The sequence below is a fragment of the Enterococcus sp. S53 genome, assembly GCF_016516865.1.
GTDB classification, from domain to species: Bacteria; Bacillota; Bacilli; order Lactobacillales; family Enterococcaceae; genus Enterococcus_D; species Enterococcus_D innesii.
The window spans coordinates 207,141-222,352 of the sequence record NZ_JACVUH010000005.1; the positions used below are offsets into that span (position 1 = coordinate 207,141).

General features: G+C 45.1%; 15 protein-coding genes. 4 read left to right on the top strand and 11 right to left on the bottom strand.

The window, feature by feature from the left end; all coding sequences use genetic code 11:
- The first annotated feature begins 266 nt into the window (after window positions 1-266).
- The 4 genes from rpiA to IAE45_RS09205 all read left to right on the top strand — a co-directional run bounded on the left by rpiA (window position 267) and on the right by IAE45_RS09205 (window position 3,303).
- Window positions 267-941 carry a ribose-5-phosphate isomerase RpiA gene (gene rpiA / locus IAE45_RS09190; RefSeq protein WP_142424732.1) on the top strand — a complete coding sequence of 225 codons (675 nt, stop codon included), beginning with the start codon at window positions 267-269 and terminating at the stop codon, window positions 939-941.
- Between the two features lie 152 nt (window positions 942-1,093).
- On the top strand, window positions 1,094-1,675 hold the full coding sequence (locus IAE45_RS09195) for a recombinase family protein (protein ID WP_077453912.1): 582 nt from the start codon (window positions 1,094-1,096) through the stop codon (window positions 1,673-1,675).
- Between the two features lie 192 nt (window positions 1,676-1,867).
- Window positions 1,868-2,554, top strand: a complete 687-nt coding sequence (gpmA, locus tag IAE45_RS09200) for a 2,3-diphosphoglycerate-dependent phosphoglycerate mutase (RefSeq protein ID WP_005226871.1) — start codon at window positions 1,868-1,870, stop codon at window positions 2,552-2,554.
- Window positions 2,555-2,655: 101 nt separating this feature from the next.
- Window positions 2,656-3,303: an SGNH/GDSL hydrolase family protein gene (locus IAE45_RS09205; RefSeq protein ID WP_200125790.1), complete on the top strand. Its 648-nt coding sequence runs from the start codon at window positions 2,656-2,658 to the stop codon at window positions 3,301-3,303.
- A gap of 53 nt (window positions 3,304-3,356) precedes the next feature.
- Here the strand turns inward: IAE45_RS09205 and IAE45_RS09210 are convergent, their stop codons facing one another.
- The 11 genes from IAE45_RS09210 to IAE45_RS09260 form a co-directional block, all read right to left on the bottom strand.
- Window positions 3,357-4,544: an iron-containing alcohol dehydrogenase gene (locus tag IAE45_RS09210; RefSeq protein ID WP_200125788.1), complete on the bottom strand. Its 1,188-nt coding sequence runs from the start codon at window positions 4,542-4,544 to the stop codon at window positions 3,357-3,359.
- A 198-nt stretch (window positions 4,545-4,742) separates the two neighbouring features.
- Window positions 4,743-5,447: a purine-nucleoside phosphorylase gene (deoD, locus tag IAE45_RS09215; RefSeq protein ID WP_005226852.1), complete on the bottom strand. Its 705-nt coding sequence runs from the start codon at window positions 5,445-5,447 to the stop codon at window positions 4,743-4,745.
- Between the two features lie 25 nt (window positions 5,448-5,472).
- Window positions 5,473-6,291, bottom strand: a complete 819-nt coding sequence (locus IAE45_RS09220; RefSeq protein WP_008376402.1) for a purine-nucleoside phosphorylase — start codon at window positions 6,289-6,291, stop codon at window positions 5,473-5,475.
- A 10-nt stretch (window positions 6,292-6,301) separates the two neighbouring features.
- Window positions 6,302-7,468 carry a phosphopentomutase gene (gene deoB, locus IAE45_RS09225; protein WP_142437146.1) on the bottom strand — a complete coding sequence of 389 codons (1,167 nt, stop codon included), beginning with the start codon at window positions 7,466-7,468 and terminating at the stop codon, window positions 6,302-6,304.
- 194 nt (window positions 7,469-7,662) lie between these two features.
- Window positions 7,663-8,616, bottom strand: a complete 954-nt coding sequence (locus IAE45_RS09230) for an ABC transporter permease (RefSeq protein WP_005232556.1) — start codon at window positions 8,614-8,616, stop codon at window positions 7,663-7,665.
- Window positions 8,616-9,767, bottom strand: coding sequence for an ABC transporter permease (locus tag IAE45_RS09235; RefSeq protein WP_005226844.1), 1,152 nt, complete (start codon window positions 9,765-9,767; stop codon window positions 8,616-8,618). Before IAE45_RS09235 ends, IAE45_RS09230 begins: the two co-directional genes overlap by 1 nt.
- Window positions 9,760-11,301 (bottom strand): ABC transporter ATP-binding protein, encoded by a 1,542-nt coding sequence (locus IAE45_RS09240; RefSeq protein WP_369907731.1) that lies wholly within the window; start codon window positions 11,299-11,301, stop codon window positions 9,760-9,762. The genes IAE45_RS09235 and IAE45_RS09240 overlap by 8 nt, the downstream gene beginning before the upstream one ends.
- Window positions 11,302-11,507: 206 nt before the next feature.
- A complete protein-coding gene (locus IAE45_RS09245; protein WP_200125786.1) occupies window positions 11,508-12,626 on the bottom strand; it encodes a BMP family lipoprotein in 1,119 nt (372 codons plus the stop codon).
- 64 nt (window positions 12,627-12,690) lie between these two features.
- Window positions 12,691-13,089 carry a cytidine deaminase gene (locus tag IAE45_RS09250; RefSeq protein ID WP_005226837.1) on the bottom strand — a complete coding sequence of 133 codons (399 nt, stop codon included), beginning with the start codon at window positions 13,087-13,089 and terminating at the stop codon, window positions 12,691-12,693.
- 56 nt (window positions 13,090-13,145) lie between these two features.
- Window positions 13,146-13,808: a deoxyribose-phosphate aldolase gene (deoC, locus tag IAE45_RS09255; protein WP_005226835.1), complete on the bottom strand. Its 663-nt coding sequence runs from the start codon at window positions 13,806-13,808 to the stop codon at window positions 13,146-13,148.
- A gap of 13 nt (window positions 13,809-13,821) precedes the next feature.
- Entirely contained in the window at window positions 13,822-15,123 is a 1,302-nt protein-coding gene (locus tag IAE45_RS09260) for a pyrimidine-nucleoside phosphorylase (RefSeq protein WP_200125784.1), read from the bottom strand.
- Window positions 15,124-15,212 lie beyond the last annotated feature (89 nt).

Genomic DNA, 15,212 nt, shown 5'->3' on the forward strand with positions numbered 1-15,212 from the left:
CCACACATCCAGGTGGTTCTTTTTTTGCGATAAAAAATAATGCATCCTCTGCATTCATATCAACTATGCTTTGATAGACAGTCAGCACGTCTCCAACGAGAGACCTGTAGATAAAGCACCTTTGATAGAATATCATGCTTATTCTTACCTGTCAAGTATCCTCCCGAGCTTTTTTCAAAAGAAATCTGTTACGAAAAAATCCGCAATTTTTACACTTCTTCCTATATAATAGAAACAAAGCATCTATTAAAAAAGGCGGGAAGAAAATGAACCTAAAAGAAATGGTCGGCATTGAGGCGGCTGGTTATGTAAAAGATGGCATGGTGGTTGGTTTGGGCACTGGCTCAACAGCCTACTATATGATCGAAGAACTGGGACGACGCGTAAAAGAAGAGGGTCTATCGATCACTGGTGTCCCCACTTCTTGGGCATCGAAAAGACAAGCAGAAGGGCTAGGCATCCCGATTCGCACCATTGATGAAGTGGATGCTGTGGATCTTACAATCGACGGTGCAGATGAGATCAGCCAGGATTACCATGGGATCAAAGGGGGCGGTGCGGCTCTTTTGTTTGAAAAAATCGTGGCGTCTAACTCCAAGAAAGTCTTGTGGATCGTCGATGAATCGAAAATGGTCGAGACACTTGGTGCCTTTCCCCTTCCAGTGGAAGTGATTCCTTATGGTAGTCAACAACTGCTACGTCTTTTCGATAAGAAAAACTATCGTCCAAAACTACGTTTAAATGAAGAAGGCGAACCATTAAAAACAGATTGTGGCAATTACATCATCGATCTCCATCTAGAAACCATCACAGCACCTAACGAATTGGCACAAGAATTAGATGCTACGGTCGGCGTGGTGGAACACGGTTTGTTTTTGGATATGGTTCACACCATCATCATTGGTCTACCTACAGGACCAAGTACAAAGCAGGTCCGCTAAGAATAACAAAAAAGAAGAAGCCTTATCGCTTCTTCTTTTTTTGTTATTTATCTTCAACCATACTTGTTTTTATGCTTTTTTGTGCAAATTACCCTATCATTTAAGAAGTAATTATGATACATTCAATAAAAAGGGAAAGGTAGGAGGGTTTTATGAAAATCATAGGTTATGCTCGCTCAACGATTACCGATAACTCCACAAGTGAACAAATAAACAAACTTAAGGAATTCGGTTGTAATGACTATTTCCACGAAACCTATAGCTTGGAAGAAAGTGAAGAAAATCATTCATTGGAGTCAGTGGTGGCCCAGATGCAGCCCGGCGACACTTTAGTTGTTACGGAACTGCATCGTTTAGGAAAAACGACCAGACAGCTGACCGAGCTTACTGATCTATTAAAGCAGCGAGAACTACATTTGGTTTCGTTAGCAGAAAACATCGACACGCGTGAACCGATGGGTGAAGTATACTTCAATTTGATGGAAGGACTTGCGATCATGGAACGCTCATTGATCAAAGAGCGCACGCTAGTCGGCTTAAACAAAGCCCGCAAAAAAGGCAAAATTGGCGGTCGTCCGAAGATCGATCCGAAGACGATCAAAAAAATCCGTCATTTGTACTACGAGAAAAAAGAAACGATTCAATATATTTCTGAGAAATGCGGTGTTTCTGTAGGTACCTGCTACAAATACATAAAATTATCCGAAGAAGAATGGCGCAAGTTACGTTCATAGTTGTCGACTCTCCTAGAACAGCATAAAACAAAAGCGGTCCGTTTTTTAAAGATCCTCATTTGTTTTTCCTTAAGAATGGCGTTTTCCCCAGCTTTTCCTCCAAAACCATGGAAATTCTTTGAGAAAGAGTGTACAATAAATACGGAATTGAAAATTTCAGAAAAATATCGAATATCTAAAGGAGAGTTTTACATGCCAAAATTAGTATTTTCTCGTCATGGACTAAGCGAATGGAACAAATTAAACCAGTTTACCGGTTGGGCTGATGTTGATCTAGCGCCAGAAGGTGTCGAAGAAGCAATCGAAGGCGGACGTAAAATCAAAGAAGCAGGCATCGAATTTGACGTTGCTTACACATCTGTTTTAACTCGTGCCATCAAAACTTGTAATTACATTTTAGAATATTCTGATCAACTTTGGGTACCAACGATCAAATCATGGCGCTTAAACGAACGTCATTACGGTAAATTACAAGGTTTAAATAAAAAAGAAACTGCTGAAAAATACGGTGACGAACAAGTACACATCTGGCGTCGTTCTTACGATGTTTTACCTCCATTGATGGAAGCTTCAGATGAAGGTTCTGCTGCAAACGACCGTCGTTATGCAATGCTTGACCCTCGCGACGTACCTGGTGGCGAAAACTTAAAAGTTACTTTGGAACGTGCATTGCCTTTCTGGCAAGATGAAATCGCCCCAGCATTAAAAGACGACAAAACTGTCTTAGTTGCGGCTCACGGAAACTCTCTACGCGCATTAGCAAAACATATCGAAGGTATTTCTGACGAAGATATCATGGATCTTGAGATCCCAACTGGTCAACCACTTGTTTATGAATTGAACGATGATTTGACTGTTGCGAAAAAATACTACTTATAAGCCTCGCTTATCGCTGCCCTTTTTAAAAAAAGGGCAGTTTTTTTATTGGCATTTCCTCCCCCCTCTCTTATAATTGAGGGCGTACTCGAAAGGAGCTTATTATGAAACTAGTCAAAAATGATACCGTTTTATTTTTAGGTGACAGCATCACAGATTGCGATTGTGATCGCCAAGATCCCCACGATTTAGGACATGGGTTTGCCCGTCTCGTTGCCGATCAGCTGGCAGAAACATTCCCCACTGCAGGATTTACCTTTTATAACCGCGGGATTGGTGGCAACAAAGCTGCCGATGTCTTAGCCCGTCTCCAAGAAGATTGCCTCCAATTAGCGCCTGACGTTTTGGTCTTTATGATTGGGATCAACGACACGTGGCACAATGCCGGTGGTCCCGATTTTGGTTCAGAAGAGGCCGCAACATCCTTTGAGGCAACCTACCGTCAAATTCTGGAACAAGTGACCCAACAGGGGATCGCACGGATTTTCTTACTGGAACCTTTTGTTTTGCCATATCCTGAAGATCGCCAAACCTGGCGCATCGATCTTGATCCGAAAATCCAAATCGTTCGTCGCTTAGCTGCCGCCTTTCATTGTCAGCTGCTGCCGCTGGATGGCTTGTTTGCCGAAGCAGCCGTTGCTAGCTCCCCACAGGCTCTGACAGGCGATGACGGTGTGCACCCCACTCCTGCTGGACACGCCTTGATTGCAGATCAGCTAATGACCCGTTTGGCTTTTTCTTCTGAAGGGTAAATAAACAGACCGCTCCGCGACAACCAAGTCGCAGGAACGGTCTTTTTTTATGATTAGAGATAGGTTGAAGGAGTCAAGGAATCTTGGTAGATTGCAATCACGTCTTCTTCTTGCAGCGGTACATAGGCATTTGTTGCAATCGAGCTGAATTGAACTGCTTGAGCCGCCATTTCAGCAAAATGGGTGTCATCGGCGATCCCTACTTCTGGCAAAGTCATCGGAATATCGCAAGAAGCAAAAAAGTCATAGAGTTTTTGAATCCCCATTCGGGCAGCTAATTCTGGCACTGCTTCTTGGACACCAAAGACTTCTCTGGCAAAACGCGCAAATTTCGGCGCCGTTTCTTCATTCAATACATGAAGCATCCAGCGTGGGGTCAGGATCGCTAAGCCGATGCCATGAGTAATGTCATAAAACGCACTCAACTCATGCTCCATCGCATGACAAGACCATGCTCCACCTTTGCCGCTTCCAGTCAAACCATTCAAGGCTAAGGTGCTCGCCCACATCAAATTCGCCCGTGCATCATAGTCCGCGGGGTCATTTAATGCGATGGGCAGATTTTTAATGACTGCTTTTAGCAATCCTTCTGCTACACCGTCTTGGACATCTGTTCCTTCTGTTTTACTGAAATAATTTTCAATCAGATGGCTCATGATATCCGCTGAACCGGCAGCCGTTTGATAGCGACTGACACTAAAAGTCGTTGTTGGATCTAAAAAGGATACTTTCGGTAAAAATTCGGGTCCGTGAACGCCAAGTTTTTGTTTCGTTTCTAGATTAGAGATCACTGCGCCGCGATTCATTTCACTGCCGGTAGCCGCAAGGGTCAAGATCGTTACTAATGGAATCGCTGGTCCTTGATAGCTGCGGGAAAGCACTAAGTCCCAAGGCTCTTGCTCACTGCAAGCCGCCCCGGCGATCACTTTGCTGCAATCAATGACAGAACCGCCGCCAACAGCTAAAATGACGTCGATCTTTTCTGAACGACAAAGAGCGGCTCCTTGATGAACGGTTTCGATTCGTGGATTTGGATCGACACCAGTCAATTCAGTGACTTGATTGCCGTTGGCAGTCAATTGCGCCATGACTGCATCGTACAAACCGTTTTTCTTGATACTGCCGCCACCATAGACTAGCAAGACGTTTTTTCCAAATGTATTCAGTACTTCTGGCAGCTCGTTCAGACGGTCTTTCCCAAAACGAATGTCCGTCGTTACATGAAACGTAAAATTATTCATTGTCTCGTCTCCTTTTCACACCTTTTCTTTTCATTAAACCATTTTCTGGCAAAAGTGCAACGCTTCTTCGTGGCTTTTTGCCAACAAAAAAAGATAACACATTCTCGGTTGCATGCAAACCAATACGATTTGGCTGCTTGCTCTATCCAAAGCAAGCAGCCTTCGCATCGTTCATGCACCGATCCTGTGGTATCTTTTTTACGCGATCGCTGTTTCTAAGCCAACTTTGATCATGTCGTTAAATGTCGTTTGTCTTTCTTCTGGCGTTGTTTCTTCTCCAGTGATGATGTGGTCGCTGACGGTACAGATCGCTAAGGTTTGAACGTGGAATTTCGCCCCTAAATAGTATAAGGCTGCGGCTTCCATCTCAACACCCATCACTCCAAGGTCTGCCAACTGCAACGTTTCCGTCATGTCATCTTTGTAGAAGGTATCTTCAGATAAGATGTTGCCGACGTGGGTCGTAAATCCTGATTCGATCGCTGTATCATAGGCTTTACGCAACAGTGCAAAGTCAGCGATTGGTGGGAAATGGAAACTTTGGAAGTTTTTTGCCACCATCGATGAACTTGTTGCTGCCGCTTGGGCAATCACAAGATCACGCACGTGGACATCTTTTGAGATGGCACCACACGTACCGACCCGAATCAATTTCTTCACGCCGTAAGAGTTGATCAATTCATGGGCATAGATGCTCGCTGAAGGCATGCCCATGCCGGTTCCTTGGACAGAGACCCGCTCGCCCTTATAAACGCCTGTATAGCCCAGCATCCCCCGAACATTGTTGTAACAGATCGGGTCTTCTAAAAATGTTTCAGCAATATATTTTGCCCGCAGTGGATCACCTGGTAACAAGATTTTGTCTGCGATCTCGCCTGCTTTTGCTTCGATATGAACGCTCATTCGTTTTTCTCCTTTGGTCTGCTTTTTATAGTACTGCTAACGTTTCTTTGATCAACGCTTTAAATTCTGCCTTGACCCGTTCCGTCGTTTCCACGACTTCTTCGTGATTCAAGCTCGCTTGCATACCAGCAGCCAAGTTTGTGATACAAGAAACACCTAAGACTTTCAAGCCGCTGTGAACAGCAACGATCACTTCTGGGACAGTCGACATACCGACAGCATCGGCACCGATCGTCCGAGCAAAGCGGATCTCTGCTGGCGTTTCATACGTAGGACCTGAGAAGCCCATATAGACGCCTTCTTTTAAGTGCAATCCTTTTGATGCGCCAACTTTTTGTGCCGCTTCCCGATAAGGCAAATGGTAGGCTTGGCTCATATCTGGGAAACGTGGACCCATTTCTTCTTCGTTTTCACCAATCAGTGGGTTGTCCCCCATAAAGTTGATTTGATCGGTGATCAACATCAAGTCTCCAGGCTGGAAGCTTTCGTTCACACCGCCACAGGCATTGGTCACGACTAAAGAATGAGCTTTCAATGCCGCCATCACACGGACGGGGTAAGTGACCGTCTGCATCGAATGGCCTTCATAATAATGGAATCGCCCTTGCATCGCTAAGACTTTTTTCCCAGCTAATGTTCCATAGACCAATTGTCCGGCATGACCGACCACTGTCGAAACAGGAAAATGCGGGATATCGTTGTAAGGCAACACGATTGGGTTTTCGATCTCATCGGCTAATTCCCCTAAGCCAGAACCTAAAATCAAGCCAAATTCCACTTCACCGACGCCGCTTCCTTTGATAAATGCCGTTGTTTCTTGTAATTTCTCATGTAACGTTGTCATTTCATCACCTCTAGTTTAAATGTTTTAAAAAGCTAGTTCCGTTTTCTGTAGCTGAAACACCAAAGTTTTCAGCGATCGTTGCGGAAATATCCGCATAGTAGCCTTGTGGCAATTTTCCTTGGCCTTGGAATTTCTTGCTGTAGGCTAATAATGGCACATATTCTCTCGTGTGATCCGTTCCCGTAAAGGTTGGGTCATTGCCGTGGTCAGCTGTGATCAATAACAGATCCTCATCTCCCATTGCTTCTAAGAGTTCTGGAATACGCAAATCAAAATCTTCAATGGCGTGGGCATACCCTACGACATCGCGACGGTGACCATAAAGCGCATCGAAGTCAACCAAGTTCGTAAAGCTTAGACCCGTAAAGTCTTGTTTCATCACTTTCAGTAATTGATCCACACCGTCCATATTGCTCTTCGTCCGTACAGAATCGGTGATTCCTTGCCCGTTGAAGATATCATTGATTTTCCCAACGGCGATCACGTCTTTTCCAGCTTCTTTCAATGAATCTAACACTGTATGGCCAAATGGATCGAGTGCGTAGTCATGACGATTGCTCGTACGAGTAAAGTTTCCAGGCTCACCGACATAAGGACGCGCGATGATGCGGCCGATCATATACGGCTCATCTTTCGTGATATCCCGAACGTACTGACAAATACGATACAATTCTTCTAATGGAATGATTTCCTCATGAGCGGCGATCTGCAACACTGGGTCAGCCGAAGTGTAAACGATCAGATCCCCGGTCTTCATTTGATGTTCGCCAAAGTCATCAATGACTGCTGTCCCAGAATACGGCGCATTGCAGACGATTTTGCGTCCAGAGAACTCTTCGATCTGTTGCAATAATTCATCGGGAAACCCATCTGGAAATACGCGGAAAGGCTTTTGGATATTCAAGCCCATGATCTCCCAGTGACCCGTCATCGTATCTTTCCCAACAGAAACTTCTTCCAATTTGGTTGCATACCCATCATGGTCAGCTACCGCCTTTACGCCTTCTAAAGGACGAATCGTACCTAGGCCTAATTGTTCCAAGTGAGGGATCGTTAAGCCTGCTTCTTTTGCAATATGGCCTAATGTATCTGAACCGACATCACCAAAAGCTGCCGCATCAGGTGCTTCACCAATTCCGACTGAATCCATCACGATCAAGTGTACACGTTTAAACATTCTATTCCCTACTTTCTTTATTTTATGCTTTTACAAGCGGATCTACTACCTCTATCATACTAAACTTAAGCAAAAATTGCGCTGGGTTGCTTTGGAAATTTCCTGACGCTTCCCTTTCACCCAGAGGATAGAAAAAGGGCAGGACACAGCAACACATTCATGTCCCATAGCCCCACCCTTTCATACTGAAAAAATTATTTAGATTTAATGTAGTTCTTCCCATTAGCTTTCGGACCAGCAGCTTTTCCAAGGAAAAGAACGAGCACGATGATCGTCAAGGCATAAGGCGCAGCTTGTAAGTAAACCGCTGGAATGGAAGAGATGATTGGCAATTGGCCACCTACGATGCTGATGTTTTGCGCGAAACCGAAGAAAATCGCTGCGCCCATCGCACCAAGTGGATTCCATTTACCAAAGATCATCGCAGCCATCGAGATAAACCCTTGACCGGCGATCGTTGTCACGGCAAAGCGACCCGCGATCGATTGAGCAAACAAGGCACCGCCCATCCCGCCAAGGAATCCAGAGATCAAGACGCCTGAGTAGCGCATCACGTAAACATTGATCCCTAAGGTATCCGCTGCTTGTGGATGCTCACCGACAGAACGAAGACGCAACCCAAAGCGTGTTTTGAAAATCACGAACCACGCGATCACTGAGATCAAAATAGCGAAGTACGCCGGTAAGAATGTTTGATTAAAGAAAATCGGGCCAATGATAGGAATATCTTTAAGGATCGGGAAATTGAAATACCCCAATGTCCGTTGGATGTTATCCGTTTGCCCTTTGTTGTAGATCGCTTTGACTAAGAACACGGCCAAAGCTGGTGCCATCAAGTTCATCACCGTACCACTGATGATGTGGTCTGCACGGAAATTGATGGTTGCCACCGCATGCAGCAAGGAGAAAACCACACCGACAAGTCCGCCGACGAGCATCCCTAACCACGGTGTCCACGCACCGAATTGTGACGCAAATTCAATATTGAAAACAATCGAGCTAAAAGCACCCATAACCATGATTCCTTCAAGACCCACGTTAACGATCCCGCTTCGCTCTGAGAACACGCCACCTAGCGCCGTCAAAATCAGAGGAGACGCATAAATCAATGTTTGAGTGACGATCGAAGAAATTAAACTAATATCCATTAGATGGTTCCTCCTTCCTGATCTTGATCGTTTGGTTGGGCTTCAATCTCCTGTACGACCAGCGCTTCTTTTTTGCCGTCAAAGATTTTTGCCAACAAGAAACGAATCACAAAACTGATCGCTACGAAGAAAATAATAATTGCGATATTGACATCGACTAATTCAGATGGAATACCTGCAAACTGCATGCCTTGTCCACCTAATTTCAAAATACTGAACAAGAGGGCTGAAAGCAAGATTCCGATCGATGAGCCGCTTCCTAACAAGGATACAGCCATACCGTCAAACCCGATGCTTAATGATGACCCTTGAACGAAGAAGTTTTCAAACGTTCCTAGCCCTTGAACAACTCCACCTAATCCGGCAAGTGTTCCAGAGATGATCATGGAGATAATGATCGTCCGTTTGCTGCTCATCCCCGCATATTCAGAAGCGCTTGGGTTCAAGCCCACCGCGCGGATCTCATAACCAAGAGTGGTTTTTTTCATCAAGAACCAAACCAAAACTAAGAAGATCAAGGCTAAGAAGATCCCTAAGTTCAAGCGAGAGTTACTCGTGATGCTTGCTAGAAACGGCGTCTGCATGGAGGCATTTTCCCCCACCATTTTCGTGACCCCTTTTGTCGTGATCATGGATTCACTCATCACATTATTGACTAAATGGTTCCCCGTATAAAGCAAGATATAGTTCATCATGATCGTCACGATGACTTCACTTGTTCCAAAGAATGCCCGTAGGAAACCAGGAATCGCAGCTGCGATCGCCCCGCATAAAGCCCCTACGATCACGGCTAATGGCAAGACCACCAACCGAGGTGCATCCGGCATCGCCAGTGCGACCCAGATACTGGCCACCCAACCTGCTAGCGCTTGACCAGAAAGACCGATATTGAAGAATCCGGCTGAGTTTGCAACGGCAAATCCCAAAGCAGTAAAGATCAAGGGTCCTGCTGTAACAAAAATCTCACCAATGTTGCGGGCATTTAACCCACCTGTTTGTCCGTTGATAAAAACGGTCCGAAACATTTGTGTATACCCTGTGATTGGGCTGTAGCCGAAGGCCGCCATGATGATCCCGCCAAGGACGAATCCCAACAAGACAGCGATGATCGGCACTAATATATTGCGGATCTTTTCTTTGCGGTTATTCAACCGAACCACCTACTTCCTCCATTTGCAGCTCTCGTCTTGCTTCCTCCAAGGAGTACCCTGCCATCAACAAGCCAAGCTCTTTCTCTGATGTTTCTTTCGGATCAACGACCCCAACGATCTCACCAGCATGAATAACAGCAATGCGGTCTGATACATTCAAAATTTCATCTAATTCAAAGCTGACTAACAACACCGCTTTGAATTTATCCCGCTGTTCAATCAAGCGTTTGTGGATAAATTCGATCGCTCCGACATCCAACCCACGGGTCGGATTGGCAACGATCAATAGATCAGGATCGCGGCTGATTTCTCGTGCGATGATCGCTTTTTGTTGATTCCCGCCGGACAATGCCCGTGCTGGTACGATCTCGTTGACTGTTCGTACGTCAAATTCTTGAATCAAGTCACGAGCAAACTCGTTGATCTCTCCATAATCCAAGACACCTGCATTACTCAAAGGTTTTTTGTAGTAGGTTTGCAAGGCGATGTTTTCTGATAACATCATATCCAAGACAAGTCCGTATTTGTGACGGTCTTCTGGCACATGGCCAACGCCGGCTTCGGTGACTTTCCGAGGCTTGAAGTTGGTGATGTCATCGCCATTCAGCAAGACCTTGCCACTTTCGACTTTCCGTAAACCAGTGATGGCTTGTAACAGCTCTGATTGCCCATTGCCATCGATACCAGCAATCCCCAATACTTCACCTGCACGTACTTCTAAGCTTAAGTTTTTGACTGCTTCTAAGCCGCGGTTTTCTTTTACGACTAAGTTTTCAACAGAAAGCACGACTTCTTTTGGTGACGCCTCTTTCTTCGGTGTCTTGAAGGACACAGAACGACCAACCATCATATCGGCCAACTGTTGTGAGCTGACGTCTTTGACATTGACAGTACCGATCCCTTGCCCCCGACGGATAACTGTACAGCGGTCTGCCACCGCTTTGATCTCATCCAGTTTGTGGGTGATCAAGATGATCGATTTCCCTTCACGCACCAATCCGCGCATGATCTCGATCAGCTCTTCGATTTCTTGCGGTGTCAAAACTGCCGTTGGTTCATCAAAAATCAGTACATCTGCGCCGCGGTAAAGAGTCTTCAAGATCTCTACCCGTTGTTCCATCCCAACAGAGATGTCACGCACATAAGCATCCGGATCAACCGATAAACCATATTGTTCAGAAACTTTTTTGATTTCTTTGCGGGCTTTCTTGCGATCTAACACACCGAGATGATGTGGTTCGCTCCCCAAAATGATATTTTCTGTTACAGTAAAGGCATCTACCAGCATGAAATGCTGATGCACCATACCGATCCCCAATTTGTTTGCTGCGGTCGGACTCGTGATATTCACTTTTTCACCATTCATCCAGATCTCACCAGATGTTGGTTCCAATAATCCTGACAGCATATTCATCAAGGTCGACTTGCCCGCTCCATTTTCACCAAGCAATGCGTGGATTTCTCCTGGCCTTACTTGCAAGTTGACATCGTCATTGGCTTTGAACGTTCCAAACTCTTTGGTGATATGACGCATTTCTACAACATATTTTTCCTCAGCCAAATTACTCACATCCTTACTTTCTAATTCGCTTATACAAACCATTCGTCATGTCAAAAAAATAATTGCTATTGCTTAGGATGATTACTATCCTCATGAAAACCCGTAGCTTTCATCAACATAGTAATCCAATGACGATCATCTTGCCCTAAGCTAGGGCAAGATAACCGAAAAGCATAACTTTATTTTTCAGGTGTTTCTGGTACTTCTACTTTGCCGTCGATCACGTCTTGTTTCGCTGTTTCGATCGCTGCTTTGGCATCATCTGAAAGGAACCCTTCAGTAATGTCTACACCGCCATCTTTCAAGCCGTAAACGATGTGTTCGCCGCCAGGGAAGTTATCTTCTAACGCACGAGTTGAGATATCTTGTACCGCTGCGCCAACACCTTTCAATGTTGAAGCCAATGTGAAGTTATCTTCTTGGCCGTCAGCAGTTGTGAAATTACCTTCGTCTTGTTGATCGCTATCTACACCGATGACCCAAACTTTTTTATCTTCTAGGTCTGCTTCGTTCAATTGTTCGTTGATTGCTTTTGCTTCTTGGAAGACACCTGCACCAGTACCGCCAGATGCATGGAAGATTACGTCAATGCCGCTTTGGTACATTGAAGCTGCCAATGCTTTCCCTTTGGCAGGATCACCAAATGATGCTGCATATTGAGGATCAACTGTGATTTCTTTGCCTAATTTTTCAGCTGCGTCTTGAACGCCCTTCATGAAACCAGCTTCGAAACGGTCGATAACGACGCCTTCTTCACCACCGATGAAGCCGACTTTGTTTGTTTTGGTTGTATACGCTGCTGCAAAACCAGCTAAGTAAGCTGCTTCATTGTCTTTAAATGTTGCTGAAACGACGTTGTCTTTGCCTTCGATCACATCATCGATGATCCCGAATTGTGTATCAGGGTTTTGGTCAGCTGCTGCTGAGATTGCGTCTTTCAATAGGTAACCAACACCAAACACTGTTTTGAAACCATTTTGCACGGCACCATTTACGTTTGTTGTGTATTCGGATGCTTCGTTTGATTGCACGTAGTCATATCCACCAGCACCGCGAGCGATCCCGTGTTCTTCTCCCCATGCTTCTAAGCCTTCCCACGCGGATTGGTTGAATGAACGGTCATCCACCCCGCCGATATCGGTAACGATTGCGACACTATGCGCTGCATCAGTCGTACCGTCTGCAGAACCGCCGCCAGTTGAATCAGTTGAACCTGAATTTCCTCCGCCACAAGCACCAAGTAAAGTCAACCCAGCTACTGCAACAATACCTAAACTAAATAATTTTGCTTTTTTCATTGCTGTAAAGCCCCCTAAAAATATAGTTTTTTTTCAACAGCCGCATCGACTGAATGAACATGGTTTATAAATCTTTGTTCGTGAAGTAATAAGGCAATAGGCCTTCTACCGTGGTTTCTTTGATGACACCATCATCACCGACTAAGGTCACCGGCATATCTGGCGCACAAAATTCCACCATGACCTGGCGGCAAGCACCGCAAGGAGAGATCGGTTCTGGCGTATGACCCGCCACAACCAAATGTTGAAACTCTTTTTCGCCTTCAGAAACAGCTTTAAAAAAAGCCGTGCGTTCTGCGCAATTTGTTAAGCCATATGAGGCATTTTCAATGTTGATCCCTTGATATATCGTCCCATTTTTGGCAACGAGACAAGCACCGACCGGAAACTTAGAGTACGGCACATACGCTTTATCTAAGGCGGAAACGGCGGTGTCGATCCACTCTTTTTTCGCTATTGTCATTGTCTTCCCCGCTCTTGTATTTAATTTTTGCTACTTTACTTAACTTAATGCTAGGCTTAGTAGCCAGCACCTGTTGAGCCAGTCACGATGGCAACACTTGCGCTTGTTCCTAAGCGATTTGCGCCCGCTTCGACCATAGCTGCCGCTTCTGCTTCGTTGTGGATACCACCGGAAGCTTTGACACCCATTTCTGGCCCTACTGTTTCACGCATCAAGCGAACATCTTCAACGACTGCCCCACCAGTTGAAAAGCCAGTTGAGGTTTTCACGAAATCTGCACCGGCTGCTTTGGCTAATTCACAGGCTTTGACGATTTCTTCGTTGTCTAATAACGCTGTTTCAATGATTACTTTGACAAGCGCTTTGTCTTTGGCCGCTTCAACGACTGCTTCGATGTCTGCTTGAACTTTTTTGTATTGTTTTGATTTCAAGGCACCTACGTTGATCACCATATCGACTTCATCTGCGCCATTTTTGATCGCATCTGTTGTTTCATAAGCTTTGACCTCAGATGTGTTTGCCCCTAAAGGAAAGCCGATCACGGTACAAACAGCCGTTGGTTCGCCTTGTAATTTTTCTGCCGCTAATGAAACCCACGTTGGATTGATGCAGACAGAATAGAAGTGATAGGTTTTTGCCTCTTCGATGATTCGTAAAACATCTTCCTCCGTTGCGTCTGCTTTCAAAATCGTGTGGTCGATCATGCGATTCAATTCCATTTTTATTCGCTCCTTATTCTGTAATAATGTCATGGATCAATGGCGGTTCTGCGCCATCTTCCCCAATTTCAATATTTTGGTCGATCAATGCTTTGACATCCTCGATTGCTTCGGTATTGCTGTAGATCGTCAATAGCGATTCTCCTTCAGTTACGGATTCGCCAACTTTCTTATGCAATTTGATGCCCACGGCATGGTCGATGTCTTCGTCTTTGGTCTTACGACCTGCTCCTAACATCATCGCCGCGATCCCTAGCTCATTGGCAACTAATTTCGTCACCACGCCGCTAGTTTTCGCTGGGATTTCCACTTCATATTTCGCTGTCAAAATCTTGCTCGGGTCATCGATCACTGAAGCGTCTCCGCCTTGATCTGTGATCATCTGTCTGAATTTTTCTAACGCTTTGCCTGAATGCAAGGCTTCTTCCAATAGTTGGCGTGCTTCTTCCAATGAATCAGCTTTTTTCGCTAAAACGACCATTTGGCTGCCCAGTGCATAGCACATTTCTTCCAAGTCTTTCGGTCCTTTTCCTTGCAGTGTCTCAATGGCTTCCACCACTTCCAAACTGTTGCCGATCGCTTCCCCTAGAGGCTGTGACATATCAGAAATGACTGCCATCGTTTGGCGATTTGCCAATTTTCCGATGCGGACCATCGTTTGGGCTAAGCGTTTGGCATCCTCCAAGTTTTTCATAAAGGCGCCATCGCCTGTGGTTACATCTAACACGATCGCATCGGCACCTGCCGCGATTTTTTTACTCATGATCGAGCTGGCGATCAATGGGATCGAACTAACCGTTGCCGTCACATCTCGTAAGGCATACAGTTTTTTGTCCGCAGGAGCTAAATCTCCTGATTGACCGATCACGGCCACTTTGCTTTCGTTGACTAATCGGATAAAGTCAGCTTCAGAAAGCTCGATTTTAAATCCAGGGATCGCTTCAAGCTTGTCTAACGTCCCACCGGTATAGCCTAAGCCGCGGCCAGACATTTTCGCAACCGGTACGCCAACACTAGCCACTAATGGCGCTAAGATCAATGTGGTCGTATCACCAACACCGCCAGTCGAATGCTTATCGACTTTGATTCCTTCAATTGAGGATAGGTCGATCACTTCACCAGAATTTGCCATTGCTAGCGTTAAGTTCGTGATCTCTTCATCTGTCATATCTACATAAAAAATAGCCATCAACAAGGCACTCATTTGATAATCTGGAATACTTCCTTCAGTATACGCAGTTACAATGTAGTCAATTTCTTCCTTCGTCAATGACTTGCCGTCACGTTTCTTTTCAATTAAATCCACCATTCGCATCGAAATGACCCTCGCTTCCTTTAACATTATACAATAATTTTTCGTAGGGTAAACCACTTTAGTAAAACAGTTTACTAAATATCACAAAA